This window comes from Massilia sp. BGA-UO-ETr-WB1 (assembly GCF_059567845.1).
In genome coordinates this window covers 399002-415511 of sequence record NZ_JCAQOT010000013.1, presented here as the reverse complement: position 1 = coordinate 415511, position 16510 = coordinate 399002, and the positions used below count along the sequence as shown (strand labels likewise).

At 66.5% G+C, this 16510-nt stretch carries 12 protein-coding genes; 5 read left to right on the top strand and 7 right to left on the bottom strand.

Features of this window, described 5'->3' with window-relative positions; translation table 11 throughout:
- Positions 1 to 2: 2 nt before the first annotated feature.
- Genes AC56DV_RS03185 through AC56DV_RS03170 form a run of 4 tightly spaced genes read right to left on the bottom strand, consistent with a single transcriptional unit; the run spans position 3 to position 4297 of the window.
- Positions 3 to 770, bottom strand: coding sequence for a DeoR family transcriptional regulator (locus AC56DV_RS03185; protein ID WP_496312851.1), 768 nt, complete (start codon positions 768 to 770; stop codon positions 3 to 5).
- Between the two features lie 35 nt (positions 771 to 805).
- Positions 806 to 2173, bottom strand: coding sequence for a D-tagatose-bisphosphate aldolase, class II, non-catalytic subunit (locus tag AC56DV_RS03180; RefSeq protein WP_496312850.1), 1368 nt, complete (start codon positions 2171 to 2173; stop codon positions 806 to 808).
- 5 nt (positions 2174 to 2178) lie between these two features.
- Positions 2179 to 3162, bottom strand: coding sequence for an ROK family protein (locus AC56DV_RS03175; RefSeq protein WP_496312849.1), 984 nt, complete (start codon positions 3160 to 3162; stop codon positions 2179 to 2181).
- Positions 3149 to 4297: an AgaS family sugar isomerase gene (locus AC56DV_RS03170; protein WP_496312848.1), complete on the bottom strand. Its 1149-nt coding sequence runs from the start codon at positions 4295 to 4297 to the stop codon at positions 3149 to 3151. Before AC56DV_RS03170 ends, AC56DV_RS03175 begins: the two co-directional genes overlap by 14 nt.
- A gap of 329 nt (positions 4298 to 4626) precedes the next feature.
- Between AC56DV_RS03170 and AC56DV_RS03165 the strand changes: the two genes are divergently transcribed.
- The 4 genes from AC56DV_RS03165 (at position 4627) to AC56DV_RS03150 (ending at position 12804) form a co-directional block, all read left to right on the top strand.
- Positions 4627 to 7938, top strand: coding sequence for a TIM-barrel domain-containing protein (locus AC56DV_RS03165; RefSeq protein ID WP_496312847.1), 3312 nt, complete (start codon positions 4627 to 4629; stop codon positions 7936 to 7938).
- A gap of 97 nt (positions 7939 to 8035) precedes the next feature.
- Positions 8036 to 11005 carry a TonB-dependent receptor plug domain-containing protein gene (locus AC56DV_RS03160; protein ID WP_496312846.1) on the top strand — a complete coding sequence of 990 codons (2970 nt, stop codon included), beginning with the start codon at positions 8036 to 8038 and terminating at the stop codon, positions 11003 to 11005.
- Between the two features lie 38 nt (positions 11006 to 11043).
- Positions 11044 to 12408 (top strand): Gfo/Idh/MocA family protein, encoded by a 1365-nt coding sequence (locus tag AC56DV_RS03155; RefSeq protein WP_496312845.1) that lies wholly within the window; start codon positions 11044 to 11046, stop codon positions 12406 to 12408.
- A gap of 162 nt (positions 12409 to 12570) precedes the next feature.
- A complete protein-coding gene (locus AC56DV_RS03150) occupies positions 12571 to 12804 on the top strand; it encodes a hypothetical protein (protein ID WP_496312844.1) in 234 nt (77 codons plus the stop codon).
- On the opposite strand, the gene AC56DV_RS03145 is transcribed toward AC56DV_RS03150, so the two are convergent.
- On the bottom strand, positions 12801 to 13961 hold the full coding sequence (locus AC56DV_RS03145; RefSeq protein WP_496312843.1) for a zinc-dependent alcohol dehydrogenase: 1161 nt from the start codon (positions 13959 to 13961) through the stop codon (positions 12801 to 12803). The genes AC56DV_RS03150 and AC56DV_RS03145 overlap by 4 nt on opposite strands.
- 204 nt (positions 13962 to 14165) lie before the next feature.
- On the opposite strand from AC56DV_RS03145, the gene AC56DV_RS03140 reads away from it, so the two are divergent.
- Entirely contained in the window at positions 14166 to 14390 is a 225-nt protein-coding gene (locus AC56DV_RS03140) for a hypothetical protein (RefSeq protein WP_496312842.1), read from the top strand.
- A 60-nt stretch (positions 14391 to 14450) separates the two neighbouring features.
- On the opposite strand, the gene AC56DV_RS03135 is transcribed toward AC56DV_RS03140, so the two are convergent.
- Positions 14451 to 15584, bottom strand: a complete 1134-nt coding sequence (locus tag AC56DV_RS03135) for a branched-chain amino acid ABC transporter substrate-binding protein (RefSeq protein WP_496312841.1) — start codon at positions 15582 to 15584, stop codon at positions 14451 to 14453.
- Between the two features lie 93 nt (positions 15585 to 15677).
- Complete coding sequence (locus AC56DV_RS03130) at positions 15678 to 16439, bottom strand: substrate-binding periplasmic protein (RefSeq protein WP_496312840.1); 762 nt, start codon at positions 16437 to 16439, stop codon at positions 15678 to 15680.
- Positions 16440 to 16510: the final 71 nt, after the last annotated feature.

Here is a 16510-nt window from a genome sequence, read left to right as displayed (position 1 = left end):
CTCTATTCCGCTATAAGTAATTCGACGCCAAGCTCGCGCAGTCCCTGGCTGTACTCGGGGCTGATGCTGGCGTCGGTGATGACAGTATGGACCCGGTTCAGCTGCACGATGCGGTGCAGGCTGACGCGCCCAAACTTGGAGGCGTCCGTGAGGACGATGACTTTTTTCGCGCGCTCCACCATCTTCTGGTTCAGGCTCGCTTCCGCTTCGTGGTGCGTGGTCACGCCGAACTGCAGGTCGAAGCCGTCCACGCCGAGGAACAGCTTGTCGAAGCTGTAGGCCTGCAGGCAGGCTTCGGCCTGTGCGCCCTGGATCGATAGCGACTGCTTGCGCAGCAGGCCGCCGGTCATGATCAGGTCCACGCCAGGCGCGCCGGCCAGTTCCCACGCGATGTTCAGGCCGTTGGTCAGCACCGTCACGTCCCGCGCGTCGTGCAGGTGGCGCGCCAGCGAGATGGTGGTGGTGCCGGAGTCGATGATGATGTTCTCGCCCGGCTGCACCAGCGTGGCCGCCAGTTCGCCGATGCGGTCTTTCTGCAGCTGGTTCAGCGCGTCCTTCTGGTGGATGGTCTGCTCTGCGACCGCCGTGCGGGTGAGGATGGCGCCGCCGTGGCTGCGGGTGGCCACGCCCTGGCTTTCCAGTGCGCTCAGGTCGCTGCGGATGGTCACCGCCGACACGCCGAACTGCTCCACCAGCGGCGTCACCTGGACGGAGCCGTGTTGGGTCAGCATTTGCAGGATGGAAGCGCGGCGTTGGCTGGTATTTCGCATGGTGGCGTCTCGGTCGACTTTAAAAAACGTCGAGCTTACCAGATCGATGCGGTGCCGGTGGAGGCCTCGGCCGCCATTGTTGCCGTTGTCGCTGCAGCCGCATCGGCCGCGTTGCGGTTGCAGGCGCGCGCATACTGCGCCAGCAGGCGGCCGATCCTGTGCTGCACCAGTGCGCTGGCGCTGGCGGCCAGCTGGCCTTGCAGCACCTCCAGGTACTGCTCCGGCAGGTGCTGGCTGAGCAGGGACAATGGAATCTCAAGCGCGTCCAGGTTGGCGAACAGTTTGTCCACGGCGGCCAGCACCGGCGCTTCGCCCCAGTAGTAGCGGCAACGGTCGCTCAGGCCGTAGCGGCGCAGCAGGCGCTGCTCGGCGCTGCTGCCCGGATAGTGCTTGCTCCAGTGGCGCGGCTGCGCCAGCATCACTTCGTCCAGCACCTGCATCAGGCGCGAGCACTGGCCGGCCGGCACCAGCTCCTCTTCGATGCGGCACAGCGACAGCATGGCTTCGCGCAGCGCAAACGTGGCGGCGGGGCCGACCTTCAGGATGGCGAAATGGTCGCGCACCATGTCGTGCAGGGCCGTCTCGCGCTGATAGTCGGTGGAGTGGGCTTCGAACACCAGGCCGGGCTGGTCGGCCACGAAGTCCGACAGCGCCGCCGCCCGTGCCGCGTCGTAGTGCTGGATGTGGCTGTGGTCGAAGTCCACGCCGGGCTGCACCACCATGGCCACCACGCGGCGCCAGGCCGCATGCAGGCCGGCGTCCAGGAAGGCTTTGCGGTGCACGTCCAGCGTGCGCGCCGCCGCTGCGGGCGAGGTGACTTCGCCGGCTTTGGCCAGCTCCGCTTCGCCGCCGGGGATGGGCACCTCGGTGCCGATCACGTACACCGGCGGCGGCAGGCCCGCCTGTTCGGCGGCCGCTTCGGCAATGACGGCCAGGCGCACCGAGCGCGCGGCGATGGTTTCGTCGCTCAGGATGGCCGGGTCGTCGGCGCAGCGCATGCTGCAGTCCAGGTGGATCTTGTGAAAGCCCGCTGCGGCGTAGGCGGCGATCAGCGTGTCCGCGTTCCGCATGGCGGTGGCGGCGTCCAGGTGCTGCCAGGCGTTGGGGCCGAGGTGGTCGCCGCCCAGCACCAGCATCTCCTGCGGGAAGCCTTCCTCGCGCGCCATGGCCTTCACGTAGTCGTGGAACACGGCGGGCGTCATGCCGGTGTAGCCGCCGAACTGGTCCACCTGGTTGGAGGTCGCTTCCACCAGCAGCAGCGTGCCGTAGGCGGCGGCCACCTTCATGGCAGCGCGCAGCACCAGCGGGTGGCTGCAGCAGACGCTGTACAAGCCGGCCGCAGCGCCGCGCCGGTGGGCGGCGATCACTTGCTGGATGGGGGACGAGGGGGCAGGAGCGGTCATGGTATTCACGCAGTCGGTTGAGGATGAAGTGATTGCTTGGCCAATGCCTGTTTAGCCAACAAGGCCGCGCCGCGCGCGCCGCCGGCGTCGCCGAAGCGGGGCGGCAGGATGGGCGGCACCTGCACGCCGGCGAACAGATGGCGGCGCACGGCGGCAGGCAGGCGTTCGTACAGGTGCGCCAGCTGGGACAGCCCGCCGCCCAGCACGATGGCGTGCGGGTCGAGCGTGATCACCAGCGTGGCCAGCGCGTGGCCCAGCAGGTCCAGGTGCACGGCCAGCGTGTGTTCGGCAATCTTGTCGCCGGCCCGGGCGCGCGCGGCGATGGCCAGGGGCGCGTCGCCCGCGCCGTCGCTGCCGCCGCCGAAGTGGGCGTGCAGCTTGCTCATGCCGGGGCCGGACACATAGCGCTCCATGCAGCCGCTGCGGCCGCAGGGACAATCGAGTATCGGCACCGCGTGCTGGATCAGCAGCGGCGCGGGCACCGGCCAGTGACCCCATTCGCCGGCGATGCCGTTCATGCCGCGCAGCAGGCGGCCTTCCACGCAGTAGCCGCCGCCCGCGCCGGTGCCGATGATGGCGCCGAACATGCTGGGCAGGCCTTGCGCCGCGCCGCCCTGCGCTTCGGACAGGGCGAAGCACTGGCAGTCGTTGCCGATGGCGATGGGGCGCTGCAGGGCGTCCTGCAAGGCCGAGACCACCAGGCGCCCGTTCAGCGCGGGCACGTTGGAGCTGACCTGGCGCCCGGTGGCGCTGTCGATAATGCCGGGCAGGCCGATGCCGGTCGGCGCGCGCATGCCGAGCGCCGCGTCGCCGCGCTCGAGCAGTGCGGCCATGGCCTGCACGAAGGCGTCGAAGTCTGTGCCGGGCGTGGCGATGCGTTCGCGGTGGACTTCGGCCAGGCCGGAGCCGCTGTCCTTGAACGCCACCAGCTCGATCTTGCTGCCGCCGATATCGATGCCGTGGTAGCCGCGTTGTTCAGAAGTCGTCATGGCGGTAAATGGTGACGCCCTGGACGACACGGTTGACCGTGCCGCCGGTGAATGGATTGTCGGGACGCAGTTGCAGCAGCGCCGATTGATGCAGCGCGTACTGCTGCGCCATCAGCAGCCACAAAGGCGCCAGCCAGGAGTCGGGCCACGCCGGCGTATCGATGCCGATGTGCGCGCCGGCGCCCACCGTCAGGCAGCGGCCCGCCACTTTTTCGCGCTGCAGTTCCTGCAGCAGGTCCTGCTCATACTGGCGCGCCAGCGGTTTGGCGCTGCGGAACATCACCACCAGCGTTTCCGCGTCCAGCATGGCTTTCGGGCCGTGGCGGAAACCGAGCGGGCTGTTGGCGACGGCCAGCACGCGGCCGCCGGTCAGCTCCAGGATCTTCAGCGCGGCTTCCTTCGCGAGCGCTTCCAGCGGGCCGCTGCCGAGGTAGACCACGCGCGACACCGGCTGCGCACCCAGCGTGGCCAGCGGCGCGGCCCAGTCGCGCAGCGCTTCCTCGCCCAGCGCGGCCAGTTGTCCGATGCGCTCGCGCTGCGGCTCGCGGCCCAGCACGGACAGCGCGGCCAGCAGCATGCAGGTGAAGCTGCTGGTCATGGCGAAGCCACGGTCGCAGCTCGCGGTGGGCATCAGCAGGTTGCAGACGGCGGGATCCTGCACACCTTCGTGCGCGCCTTGCTTGGCCAGGTGGCCATCGGCATTGCAGGTGATGTTCAGGAAGCGCGCGCCGGGCACAAGCTCGCGCAGCAGGCTCACAGCCGCCGTGCTTTCAGGGCTGTTGCCGCTGCGCGCGAAGGAAACCAGCAGCGTCGGCGCGTCCGTTTCCAGATACAGCTCCGGGTGCGTGAGCAGGCTGGTGGTGGCGACGGCGCGCACTTGCGCAGGCCACGCGGCGTTCAATTCGTCGGCGATGATTTCGCCTGCATAGGCGGAGCTGCCCGCGCCGGTGAGGATGACGCGCTGGCGCGGGTCGCCCAGGCAGCCGCCCAGGAAGGCCGCCACGCGCGCCTGTTCGGCGGCGAGGCCGGCGGCCAGTTCGCGCCACATGGCTGGCTGGTGGGCGATTTCTTCGGCGGTGTCGAGGCCGCCGATGTCACGCCAGTCTTGAGGGGCACGCTGCAGTAGGGTAGTCATCGAAAGAAAGAATAGGTTGGAGTCGAAGAAATCATAAGGTGTAAATTTCGAACTGTCAAATACGAAAGATAAAAGAAAGTTTTAACGTGGCTAAATTCGCTGCCGATCGTGCTGCATGTGTCTGATTTACTACGAAAACGAAAGTGTGCGGCGCAATAAAACTGCGATACGAAAGAAAGTGAGGCGACTATTCGGCCGTTTCTGCCATTTTTTCGTGTTTTCGCTTTCTTTTTGTTGACCTTGTTTGTTTTTATTTCTAGAGTGATCGCATCAGACACACAAAAACTTTCGATATGAAACGTCTTTCACCTGTTCTCGGTTTGGTTTGCATGATCGCCAGCACCCCGCCGCTGGCGGCGCCCATCGGCAATCTGCGCACCATCGCCGCCGCCGCTGGCAGCGGCCAGCAATGGGAGCTGCTCACCGACACCGGCGCTGTAGTACAGCTTAGCCTGCCGCGCGCGGATGTGGTGCGCATCTGGGCCGGACCGAAAGGCGCGGGGCTGACCGGCGCGGGCGACCAGGCCGCCGCCATCGTGGTGGCCGCGCCGGCCGCGCCGGTCAAACATAGCGTGAGCGAGCAGCCCGGCCATATCCTGATCAGCACCGACGCGCTGTCCCTGCGCATCGACCGCAAGCCGCTGCGCTTCACCCTGTACCGCGCCGGCGACAGCGTGCCGCTGTGGAGCGAAGTGCAGCCGCTGGAACTGGGCGCGAAACAGGCGGTGCAAACCCTGTCGAGCGACAAGTCGGAACGCTTCTTCGGCGGCGGCCAGCAGAACGGCCGCTACGAATTCAAGGGCAAGCAGCTGCAGGTGTCGTATTCGGGCGGCTGGGAAGAGGGCGACCGGCCCAGCCCCGCGCCTTTCCTCATGAGCTCACGCGGCTGGGGCGTGCTGCGCAACACCTGGTCGGACGGCAGCTATGACTTGCGCCAGAACGAGCAGATCTCGCTGGAGCATGCGGAAGCGCGTTTCGACGCTTACTACTTCGTCGGCACGAACCTGCGCGACGTGCTGGCGCGCTACACCGAATGGACCGGCCGCGCGCGCATGCTGCCGCGCTGGGCGCTGGAATACGGCGATGCCGATTGCTATAACGACGGCGACAACGTGAAGAAGCCGGGCACGGCGCCCAAGGACTGGTCGGACGGCCCTACCGGCAAAACGCCGGACGTGGTGGAATCGGTGGCGCGCCGCTACCGCGAGCACGACATGCCGGGCGGCTGGATACTGCCGAACGACGGCTACGGCTGCGGCTATACCAGTCTGCCGGAAACGGTGCAGGGGCTGGCCAAGTACGGCTTCCGTACCGGCCTGTGGACCGAAAACGGCGTGGAAAAAATGGCGTGGGAGGTCGGCACCGCCGGCAGCCGCGCGCAGAAGCTGGACGTGGCGTGGACCGGCAAGGGCTACCAGTTCTCGCTGGACGCGAACAAGTCAGCCTACGATGGCATTCTGAACCACTCCGACGGCCGTCCGTTCATCTGGACCGTGATGGGCTGGGCCGGCACGCAGCGCTACGCCGTCACCTGGACTGGCGACCAGAGCGCGAGCTGGGACTACATCCGCTGGCATATACCAACGCTGATCGGCTCCGGCCTGTCCGGCCAGGCCTATGCGACCGGCGACGTGGACGCCATCTTCGGCGGCAGCCCGGAAACCTACACGCGCGACTTGCAGTGGAAGGCCTTCACGCCGGTGCTGATGGGGATGTCCGGCTGGGCGGCGGCGGAGCGCAAGCATCCGTGGTGGTTCGGCGAGCCGTACCGCAGCATCAACCGCCGCTACCTGAAGCTCAAGCTGCGCCTCACGCCGTACATGTACACGCTGATGCGCGAGGCCGAGCAAAGCGGCGCGCCGCTGGTGCGGGGGCTGATGTGGGACAACGCGAATGATCCTGCGGCCTACACCGAGGCGTATAAATATCAGTACCTGCTGGGGCGCGACCTGCTGGTGGCGCCGGTGTACCGCAGCCAGGCGGTGAGCGCGGGCTGGCGCAAAGCCATCCATCTGCCGCAAGGGCAGTGGTTCGACTATTGGGACGGCCGCCAGGCCACGGCCGGCGCGGGCGGACGCGATATCGATCTGCAGGTAACGCTGGACAAGCTGCCGGTGTTCGTCCGCGCCGGCGCCATCCTGCCGATGTATCCGGAAGTGCTGTTCGACGGCGAGAAGCCGAAGGACCAACTGACCCTGGACCTGTACCCGCAAGGCGAGTCGGCGTTCACGCTGTATGAGGACGACGGCAACAGCCGCAAATACCAGGAGGGCGCGTTCAGCGAGCAGGAGATCCGCATGCACGCTGCCGCCGGCGAGGTACGCGTCGAGGTGGGAGCCGTCAAGGGCAGCTACGCGGGACAGGAAGCGCGCCGCAGCTATGCGCTGCGCGTCCTGGCGCGGCAGAAGCCGGCGGGCGTGCAGATTGCCGCTGGGACTGCGACTGCAGGCACTGCGCCGGCGCGGGCATTGCCCGCACTGGCGGACCGCGCCGCCTTCGACGCCGCCGCCGAGGGCTGGTACTTCGACGCCGCCGACCGGCTTGGCACGCTGCACGTCAAGACTGCCAGGCAGGACATCCGCCAGCCGCTGGTCTTCAGCGTGCAGGCAGCGCCTGCCCTGGCCCAAGTTGACGACGAGTTCCCCACCGCGCCGGCCACCGGCCGCGCATTGACGGCGGACGCCATGATGGTGCTGAACCGCCCGGCGGAGGAAAGCGGCCACCCGATGGAGAACGCCTTCGACGGCAAGCCCGAAACCTGGTTCCGCACGCCGCGCAGCCCGGCCATGCAAGGCGGCCCGCATGAATGGGTGATCGGCTTCACCGAGCGTCGCCTGGTCGACGGCATCGAACTGGCGCCGCGCACCGGCGAGCACTGGAAGCACGGCCAGATCCGCGACTATGAAATCTACATCGGCGACAACAACGGCGACTGGGGCGCGCCCATCAAGCGCGGCCAGCTGAAACTTCAGCAGGGCGTGCAAGCCATCAGCTTCCCTCCCGCAGCCGGCCGTCTGTTGCGCTTCCGCGTCTTCAGCACCCAGAACCCCGAGGGCGATGCGGCAGCGAGCACCGATCCGATGGTGACCGCCGTGCAGCCGGGCGCTGCAGCCCCGGCGCGCGCCTTCAACGCCGCCGTGCCGAGCGAGGTGTCGCCCATCACGCTGTCCGAGTTCCGCGTGATGGAGCACCAGCTGCCGGAAGGCCCGGAACTGCAGCACTACCTGTCCGACCTGGCGCTGCCGAAGAGCGTCAGCCGCGACAAGGCTGCAAGCAAGGCGAACGAAATGCGCATGAACGGCCTGCGGTTCCGCAAAGGCCTCGGCGTCGGCCCGTCCAGCCGTATCGACCTTCAGCTGAACGGCAGCTGGAAGCTGCTGCGCGCCGACCTGGGCGTGGACGACAGCTGCCGCAGCGCGGGCGGCTTGCAGTTCCAGGTCTGGAGCGGCGAGCGCCTGCTGTACGACAGTGGCCTGATCAACGCGCCGGCCGTGGTCAAGCCGGAAATCGACGTGCGCGGACTAAGCCGGGTCAGCCTGCGCACATTGGGCGCGCGCGGGAGCAAGCCGGCGCAGGTCTGCGGCAACTGGGCCAACGCCGTGCTGATAGGCACAGAGGGCGCCACCGTCCAGCCGCGCTGACCGCAACCCATCTTTACCAGAAACGAGCCCCTCTGCGGACCGGGGAGGGACGCTTGCAGCCTCACGATAACAAACCACTTATAAAAGGGAGAGAACCATGCAATTGAAAAAAATGATGGCCGCGATGGTGGCGGTGGGACTGGCTTCTTCGGCGATTGCAGCCGACGAGGCGGAAGACAAGGCCGGCAAGGCAGAAAAAATTACACGGGTTGAAGTCACCGGCTCCAGCCTGAAACGCATCAACGCCGAAACCGCCTCGCCGGTGCAGGTGATCGACGCCAAGCAGATCGAGAACATGGGCGCGCGCACCTTGCTGCAGGTGCTGGACAACCTGCCTGCGGCCCGTCCGGCCCAGCAGGACTTCCGCTCCATGTTCACCGGCTCCGACGGCGGCTCGCAGGCCAACCTGCGCGGCCTGGGCGCGCAAGGCACGCTGGTGCTGCTGAACGGCCGCCGCCTGTCCTTCTACGGTGCGCCTGCCGGTTTCCAGACCATGTTCGTCAATATCGACGCCATCCCCGCCGCCGCCATCGAGCGCATGGAAGTGCTGACCGACGGCGCCTCGGCCGTCTACGGCTCGGACGCGGTGGCCGGCGTGATCAACGTCATCACCAAGAAAAACTACCAGGGCCTGGAAGCGCGCGCCAACGCCGACTTCTCGCGGGACGTGAAATCCTACGGCGAGCGCCAGGCCAGCCTGATCTACGGCAAAGGCGATTTGAACACCGACGGCTACAACGTCTACGGCTCGGTGAACGTGTACCAGCGCGACCGCATCTCGCTGGCCGACACCTACCTGAAGCGTCCCGACTACTTCTACGTCAACAACCCCAACTTCGTGCCCAACTTCCGCATCGGCACCGGCAGCGAGCCGGGCGTGATGAACCCCGGCACCTTCTTCGTGTTTGACAAAGCCAACAACAACGCCCGCACCCAGCGCGCGGTGACCGGTTGCACCAACACGCTGACCGAAGCCTCCGGCACGCGCTGCATCTGGAACAACCTGCCTTACGCGCTGGACACCGGTCCCACCTCGGACCGCGCCACCGCGTTCGTCAGCGGCCGCGTGAAGCTGGGCGGCGACCTGGAAGGTTTCGCCGAAGCGGCCTACACCCACATCAAGCTGCGCGGCGAAAACGGCCCGCGCAGCTTCAACAGCGGCAGCACCAACAACTGGTTCGCGCGCAATACCGGCACCAAGCTCAATACCTTCGCTTATCCCTACCTGAGCCCGACCAACAGCTACCTGCAAGGCAAGCTGGGGGCGGACATGGCGGCCAAGATGGGCGGCGCCGCAGGCCTGAACTACCTGATGCAGGATGCGCCCGGCCACTTCGGCCAGAAGAACGAGGACGCCAACTACCGCGCGCTGGCCGGCCTGCGCGGCAGCGTCGGCGGCGGCTGGGACTTCGAGACCGCGCTGAGCGTGGCAGGCAGCCACTCCACGCTGTTCCAGACCATCAACGTCAACACCAGGGGTTTTGAGAAGGCATTCGGCCCGTTCACCAAAGACCCTGCCACCGGCCGCACCTACATCTCCGACAACCCGGCCTACAAGTTCGGCCAGATCAACGAAGCCAACGCCGCGCTGCTGCGCGAAGCCTATCCCACCTTCGACATCCAGTCCTGGACCAAGCTGATTACCTGGGACGGCAAGGTGGAAGGCACGCTGTTCAAGCTGGGCGAGCGTGAAGTGCGCGCCGCCTTCGGCGCCAGCCTGATGCGCGAAAGCTTCCTCACGCCGGGCAACGCGGATGCGGCCAATGGCCTCATCACGCAGCAGGGCGGCTCCTGGTTCGACGGCGCGCGCACCATCGGCGCGGTGTTCGGCGAGGTGGTAGTGCCGGTGACCGACAAGCTGGAACTGAACGCCGCCGCGCGCCTGGACAAGTACCCGAACTTCTCGGCCAACCTGGCGCCGAAGCTGGGCGTGCAATGGCGCGCGCGGCCGGAGCTGCTGCTGCGCGGTACCTACTCGGAAGGCTTCCGCGCGCCCAACCTGGCCGAATCCGGCACCGGCGGCGTGTTCGCGCAGGTGGGCGGCATCCGCGACACCGTGCGCTGCGACGAAACCAACGCCATCGCGCGCATGCTGATGAAGTCCGTCACGCCGACCGATGTCGATCTGGGCAAGACCCTGCTGAACTCCAACTGCTCCACCACGGTGGGCGGCCTGACCCCGCCCAACCCGGAGCTGCGCCCGGAAAAGGCCAAGATCTCCACGCTGGGCCTGGTGCTGCAGCCGGCCAAGGACGTGAGCATCTCGGTGGACTACTGGTTCGTGTACCGCCGCAACGAGATCGTGCGCCAGGACTTCAATGAGCTGTTCACCCAGCTGGTGGAAAAACACGGCCCGACCCTGGCCGGCACCGACCAGGCGATCCGCAGCGACCTGACAGACGCGGACCGCGGCAACATGGCGGCGGTGGCGGCCATGTGCGCCAACCCGGCCAACGCGGCATCCTGCTCGGGCGGCGTGCCGCGCTACTCGGTGGGCAACCTGGGCGGCCTGATCAACTCCTATTCGAACCGTGGCCGCACGCTGATCGACGGCGTGGACATCGACGCCCGCACCCGCTTCTCGCTGGGCGACATGGGCAAGCTGGGCACCGGCATCTCGGCCACCATCCGCAAGCGCGAAACCGTCAGCAGCGACAATGGCGAAGGCTTCAACGGCAACAGCGTGGGCTACTACGATTCGCCGCGCTTCCGCGCCACCGTCAACGCCGACTGGAGCTACCGCAACTTCGTCACCAGCGTGTTCGTCAACTACTCGGGCAAAACCAAGTGGGCCTACGGTCCATGGGACGAGGACAACGCGCCGGGCAAATGCACCGCCGCTTCGGTGGCGTTGCCTGAAACGCTGTGCGACGGCGCGCCGTCGTACACCACGGTGAACCTGGCGCTGAGCTGGAAGCCGGTGAAGAACCTGGACCTGGGCCTGAACATTAAGAACGTGCTGGACAAGAAGCCCTACTACGACCCGAACGGCTGGGAAGGCTACAACCACAGCCAGAACCTGTTCGGCCGCCAGTTTGCCGTTTCGGCCAGCTACAAGTTCTGGTGACCCGCTACAATCAACGCATAACACTCGAGGCAGAACAGATGGACAAGAAATTAGACCGACGACATTTCCTCGCCGCCGGCGCCGCGCTGGCGGGCAGCCTGCTGCTGCCGCGCGCTTTCGCGGCGGGCGGTGGCGAAAAGCAGCGCATCGCCATGATAGGCACCGGCATGCGCGGCCAGGTGCTGCTCAAGGAACTGCTGCGCCGCGACGACGTGGACGTGGTGGCCCTGTGCGACATCGACCCGGTGATGCTGGGGCGCGCGCTGAAGCAGGTGGAAAAGGAAGGCAAGGCCAAACCGGCCACCTTCGGCGAGGACCGCGACCCGCAGGCCTACCGCCGTCTTCTTGATAGCGGCAGGGCGGGCAAGCTCGATGGCGTCATCATCGCCACGCCATGGGAATGGCACGCCGAGATGTCCATCGCCGCCATGCAGGCCAAGGTGGCGGTGGGCTGCGAAGTGGTGGCCGGCGTGACCCTGCAGGACCACTGGGACGTGCTGAACACCCAGCTCAAGACCGGCACGCCCTACATGCTGCTGGAGAACGTGTGCTACCGGCGCGACGTGATGGCGGTGCTGCAGATGGTGCGCGCCGGCCTGTTCGGCGAGCTGGTGCACCTGCAGGGCGGCTACCAGCACGACCTGCGCGCCGTGAAGTTCAACAGCGGCGACCCGGCCAAGCCTTACGGCAGCGGGCTGGAATACGGCGCCAAGGGCTTCTCCGAAGCGCGCTGGCGCACCGAGCACTCGGTGCAGCGCAACGGCGAGCTGTATCCCAGCCACGGCATCGGCCCGTGCGCGATGTACACCAACATCAACCGGGGCAACCGCTTCGCGCGCATCAACGCCTTCGCCAGCAAGGCGCGCGGGCTGCACGACTACATCGTCAAGCAGCCGGGCGGCGCGCAGCATCCGAGCGCGAAGACGCAGTTCAAGCTGGGCGACATCGTCACCACCACGCTGGCCTGCGAGAACGGCGAGACGATTTTGCTGCAGCACGACACCTCGCTGCCGCGCCCGTATTCGCTGGGCTTCCGCGTGCAGGGTACGGACGGGCTGTGGATGGATATCAACCGCTCGATCCATATCGAAGGCAAGAGCAAGCCGCACCAGTGGGAGGACTTCCAGGCCTACCAGGACAAGTACGACCATCCGCTGTGGCGCAAGTACGCGGCGCGGGCGGAAGGGGCGGGCCATGGCGGCATGGACTTCTTCGTGGTCCACGCCTTCATTGAAGCGCTGAAGGCGAAGGCGCCGATGCCGATCGATATCTACGACGCGGTGGCGTGGAGCGCCATCACGCCGCTGTCCGAGATGTCCATCGCGCAGAACTTCCAGACCCTGGACTTCCCGGACTTCACCAACGGCTTGTGGAAAACCCGCAAGCCCATCTTCGCCCTGTAAGGCTTGACGGAACGCGTAGCTGGCGCTGGCGCAGAAGCGCCGGCCGCGCGGGCGGTGGCTTGCAGATCTGTAGTCATCGGCTCTCCCGGGTATGTTTGCCATTGTTGGCTGGTCCGCGCCTATCATGCGCCAGCGACGGGGCCGCTGTTCTAGACTGTTGCCATGAGCCGACGTGTTGATGGAATGACAGCTGAAAGGGTCTCCGTTGCCTTGTTGACGCGGGCCGCCTTTGGTGTCGGCACTGCGCTCACCTATGCCGAGCTGTCCGGCATTCCCAAGCGCTTGATCTGCGAGGTCATGTCACGCCCGTTGGCGCAGGTGCGCAGCTACACGGCCCTGCTGGTGCCGGATGCGGACCGCCGCGCCGCGCCGCGCGCGGAACAGGACCCGTTTTAGGGCCGCAGCACGATCTTGCGGCAGTTGTCTTCCTTCTTGTCGAACATGCGGTAGCCTTCGGCGGCCTGCTCCAGCCGCATGCGGTGCGAGATGACCACTTCCGGGTGCAGCTTGCCTTCCTCGATGAAGCGCAGCAGCTCGGGCATGTGCTGTTGCACGTGGGTCTGTCCGGCGCGCACGCCGATGCCTTTTTCGAAGATGTCGCCGAACAGGAAGCCGTGGATGAAGCCGGAGTACAAGCCCGGCGCGCTGACGGTGCCGCCGCGCCGCACGGCCGCGATGCACTGGCGCAGTGCGCTGCCGCTGCTGCCTTCCAGTTTCAGATTGGTGAGCGCGGTCTCCACTGCGCTGCCCTTGGCCTCGAAACCCACCGCGTCGATCACGGCGTCCACGCCACGGCAGCTGGTGGCCTCGATGATGGCCTCCGCCGCGTCCACCTCGTCGAAATTGAACGGGATCACGCCATAGGTGGCGCGCGCGAATTCCAGCCGGTAGGGATGGTGGTCCACCATGAAGATGCGCTCGGCGCCCAGCATGCGCGCGCACGCGGCCGACATCTGGCCGACCGGCCCGGCGCCGAAGATGGCCACCGTGGAGCCGCGCGTGACGCCGGCGTTCAGCACCGCCTGGTAGCCTGTGGGCAAGATGTCGCTGAGGAACAGCACTTTCTCATCGGCCAGCGTGTCGGGGATCTTGAGGGGGCCGACGTTGGCCTTGGGCACGCGCACGTATTCGGCCTGGCCGCCGGGCACGCCGCCGTACAGGTGGCTGAAGCCGAACAGCGCGGCGCCGGGGCGCAAGTCTTTCTTGTTCATGATGGCGCCGCGGTCGGGGTTGGTGGTTTCGCAGGCCGAGTACAAGTGCCTGTCGCAGAAGAAACAGTTGCCGCAGGCGATCACGAAGGGTACCACCACGCGGTCGCCCTTGCGCAGCGCGGTGACGCCGGGGCCGGCGTCCACCACGATGCCCATGAATTCATGGCCCATGATGTCGCCTTCCTTCATGCCGGGAACCTTGCCCCGGTACAGGTGCAGGTCGGAGCCGCAGATGGCGGTGGCGGTGATTTTGAGGATGACGTCGTCCGCTTCCTGGATGATGGGGTCGGGGACGGTGTCGACCAGGACGTCGTGGGCGGAGTGGTAGACGAGCGCGCGCATGGCAGCCTCCTATGCAGGTTAGGCGTTCAGGGTAGTGCCGGCGGGGGCGGCGTGGCAGGGGCGTTCCGCTGAATAAGAGGTAGGAATAGTCCTACATTTCGCTTGCCCGCGCGCCTATGCGAGCCCCGCTGCTGCGGGTCTACCATGATTCCACCTTGCCGTAAGGCTTGGCGAGGCATCCAGAAAATCATCAAGGAGATGAACATGGCTAGCAAGCAAAGCGATATCGATAAAGACCGCGACCTGAACCAGGGCAGCCGGCAAGGCGGCCAGCAAGGTAGCAAACAAAGCGGTCTGCCAGACCAGCAGAACCAGCAGAGCGGCAGCCGCCCGGGGCAGGGCCAGCAAGGCGGCCAGAAGGGTACTACGCAGGGTGGGCGCGTGGACGATCAGGACATGAACCGGGAAACCGGCAGCAAGAACCGCTAACGCATCCGCGTAGTAGCGCATTGGCGGGTTAGCACGCGCAAACGCGTAACCCGCCATCTCTCAATAGCTGGTGATCGGCGCCGGCTGGCCGTTTTTGAAGGTGAAGATGGTCACCGGCGATTCCTTCATATCGCCCTTGGCGTCAAAGGCATAGGTGCCGGCCACGCCCTTGTAGGCGGTGGACGAGATCACCGCGCCCACCTTGGCCGGATCGGTCGAATTGGCCTTCTGCATCGCTTGCGCGTACATCATGGTGGCGTCGTAATAGGACGCGGCGTAGACGTCGGCATCGCGGTTGTAGCGCTTCTTGAACGCGGCCTTGAACTGCGGGCCGCTGGCGGCCTTGTCCAGGATGGCGCCGCCCTGCGAGCACAGCACGTTGTCGGCCACGGCGTCGCCGCCCAGCTTGCCCATTTCAGCGGTGCAGATGGTGTCGCCGCCCAGCAGCTTGGCGTTGATGCCCAGCTGTTTCATCTGGCGCGCCATCGGTGCGCCCTGCGGCGCGTAGCCGCCGAAGAAGATCGCTTCCACCTTCTTGGCTTTGAGCTTGGTCAGGATGGAGGTGAAGTCGAACGCCTTGTCGGTGGTGAATTCGTGGCCGGCCACGGTCATGCCGGACGCCTTGGCCTGCTTCTTGAATTCCTCCGCCACGCCCTGGCCGAATGCCGTGCGGTCGTCGATCACGGCCACCGTCTTCAGCTTCAATTCCTGCGCCGCGTACCGGGCCATTTTCGAGCCGAGCTGGGTGTCGCTGGCGTTCACGCGGTACAGGCCCTTGTAGCCCTGCTGCGTGATTTTCGGATTGGTGGCCACGGTGGCGAAGATCACGCCGGCATCGTTGTAGGCGCGCGAGGCGGGGATGGCCACGCCGGAGTTGTACGGGCCGACCACGTAGCGGATGCCGCTGTCGATGAATTTCTGCGCCACCTGCACGCCCGCCTTCGGATCGCCCTGGTCGTCCTCGGATTGCAGTTCGAATTTGAGCTTCTTGCCGGCCACGGTGATCGGCTTGGCATTCAGTTCCTCCACCGCCAGGCGGGCGCCGTTTTCATTGTCCTTGCCGGAAAAGGCCTGCGGGCCGGACAGCGGGCCGCTGTGGCCGATTTTGACGATGGTGTCCTGCGCCGCTGCGCTGTTCATGGCGCTGATGGCGCCCAGCAGGGCCAGTGCGCCCGTGGTCAGTTTCAAATTCATTAGGTCTCCTTGTGGGTCGATATGCGGATGCATTATCGCCAAGTGGAGGGGGCAGGGCAACTGAAAACTGGTGGGAGCGCTCCCTGGCGCCGGTTATCTCTGCGCCAGTTTGCGCTGGCGGGCCAGGGCCGCGTTGATGCGGTCGATCAGGCCGTCGTCATGGCTGCGGGCGACGGCGAAGTGCATGCCGTTTTCCACCTGCAGCGGCTTGGGCAGCACGGTCAGGTGCACGCCGGGCGGCAGGGCCAGGTCTTTCAGGTGGGGCTGGATCAGCTGCTGCAGCGACGTTTCGACGTCGGCCGGGCTGTCGCCGGACGGCTGGTACAGCAGCAGCGCGTCCACCCGCTTCAGCAGCAGGCGCTGCAGGCGCGTGGCGCGCGAGGCGATGTCTTCATCCACCCGGAACAGCTTGTTGCGGCCGCGTTCGAATTCGTCGCCGTAGCTGTAGCCGCGCACTGCGCCTATGGTCTTGCCGCGCAGGTCGTCGATGGTGCGGAAGGGGAAAGTGGTGTCGCTGCGGGTTACCAGCCATAGCGTGTTGCTGGAGGCGGGGTCGGAAAAGCGCAGCTCGCGCAGGCGATCGGCGCTTTTCGGCAGGCCGAAGATCAGTCCCGCGCCGTCGCGCACGCGGCGTTCGGCGCGCGGCCAGGGGTAGGCTTTGATGTCGAAATTGACGTTCAGCTCTTGTTCCAGGTAGTCGAACAGCTTGCGGCGCGCGGCTTTTGGGGGCTGCTGTTTGCCGGTCAGGTCCAGGGTGTCGCCCAGCAGCAGCGTGACCGTCTGTGGCTGTGGGGGCGGCTGCGGCTGAGGGCCGGGGCGCGCGGCGGGTTGGGCCACGGCTCTGGCGGCTAGCATGACGCAAGCAAACAGGGAGCCAGTAAGCAGGAGAGTGCGCTTGCTGAGGTTCGGCATGCGGAAGGGCTCTT

What these genes read in the sequence shown, in the direction of transcription:
- AC56DV_RS03165 (WP_496312847.1), top strand. Translation starts at nt 4,627, where the DNA reads ATGATCGCCAGCACCCCGCCGCTGGCGGCGCCCATCGGCAATCTGCGC.
- AC56DV_RS03180 (WP_496312850.1), bottom strand. Translation starts at nt 2,173, where the DNA reads ATGACCGCTCCTGCCCCCTCGTCCCCCATCCAGCAAGTGATCGCCGCC.
- AC56DV_RS03185 (WP_496312851.1), bottom strand. Translation starts at nt 770, where the DNA reads ATGCGAAATACCAGCCAACGCCGCGCTTCCATCCTGCAAATGCTGACC.
- AC56DV_RS03155 (WP_496312845.1), top strand. Translation starts at nt 11,044, where the DNA reads ATGGACAAGAAATTAGACCGACGACATTTCCTCGCCGCCGGCGCCGCG.
- AC56DV_RS03145 (WP_496312843.1), bottom strand. Translation starts at nt 13,961, where the DNA reads ATGCGCGCGCTCGTCTACCACTCCGCCCACGACGTCCTGGTCGACACC.
- AC56DV_RS03150 (WP_496312844.1), top strand. Translation starts at nt 12,571, where the DNA reads ATGAGCCGACGTGTTGATGGAATGACAGCTGAAAGGGTCTCCGTTGCC.
- AC56DV_RS03160 (WP_496312846.1), top strand. Translation starts at nt 8,036, where the DNA reads ATGCAATTGAAAAAAATGATGGCCGCGATGGTGGCGGTGGGACTGGCT.
- AC56DV_RS03130 (WP_496312840.1), bottom strand. Translation starts at nt 16,439, where the DNA reads ATGCTAGCCGCCAGAGCCGTGGCCCAACCCGCCGCGCGCCCCGGCCCT.
- AC56DV_RS03140 (WP_496312842.1), top strand. Translation starts at nt 14,166, where the DNA reads ATGGCTAGCAAGCAAAGCGATATCGATAAAGACCGCGACCTGAACCAG.
- AC56DV_RS03135 (WP_496312841.1), bottom strand. Translation starts at nt 15,584, where the DNA reads ATGAATTTGAAACTGACCACGGGCGCACTGGCCCTGCTGGGCGCCATC.
- AC56DV_RS03170 (WP_496312848.1), bottom strand. Translation starts at nt 4,297, where the DNA reads ATGACTACCCTACTGCAGCGTGCCCCTCAAGACTGGCGTGACATCGGC.
- AC56DV_RS03175 (WP_496312849.1), bottom strand. Translation starts at nt 3,162, where the DNA reads ATGACGACTTCTGAACAACGCGGCTACCACGGCATCGATATCGGCGGC.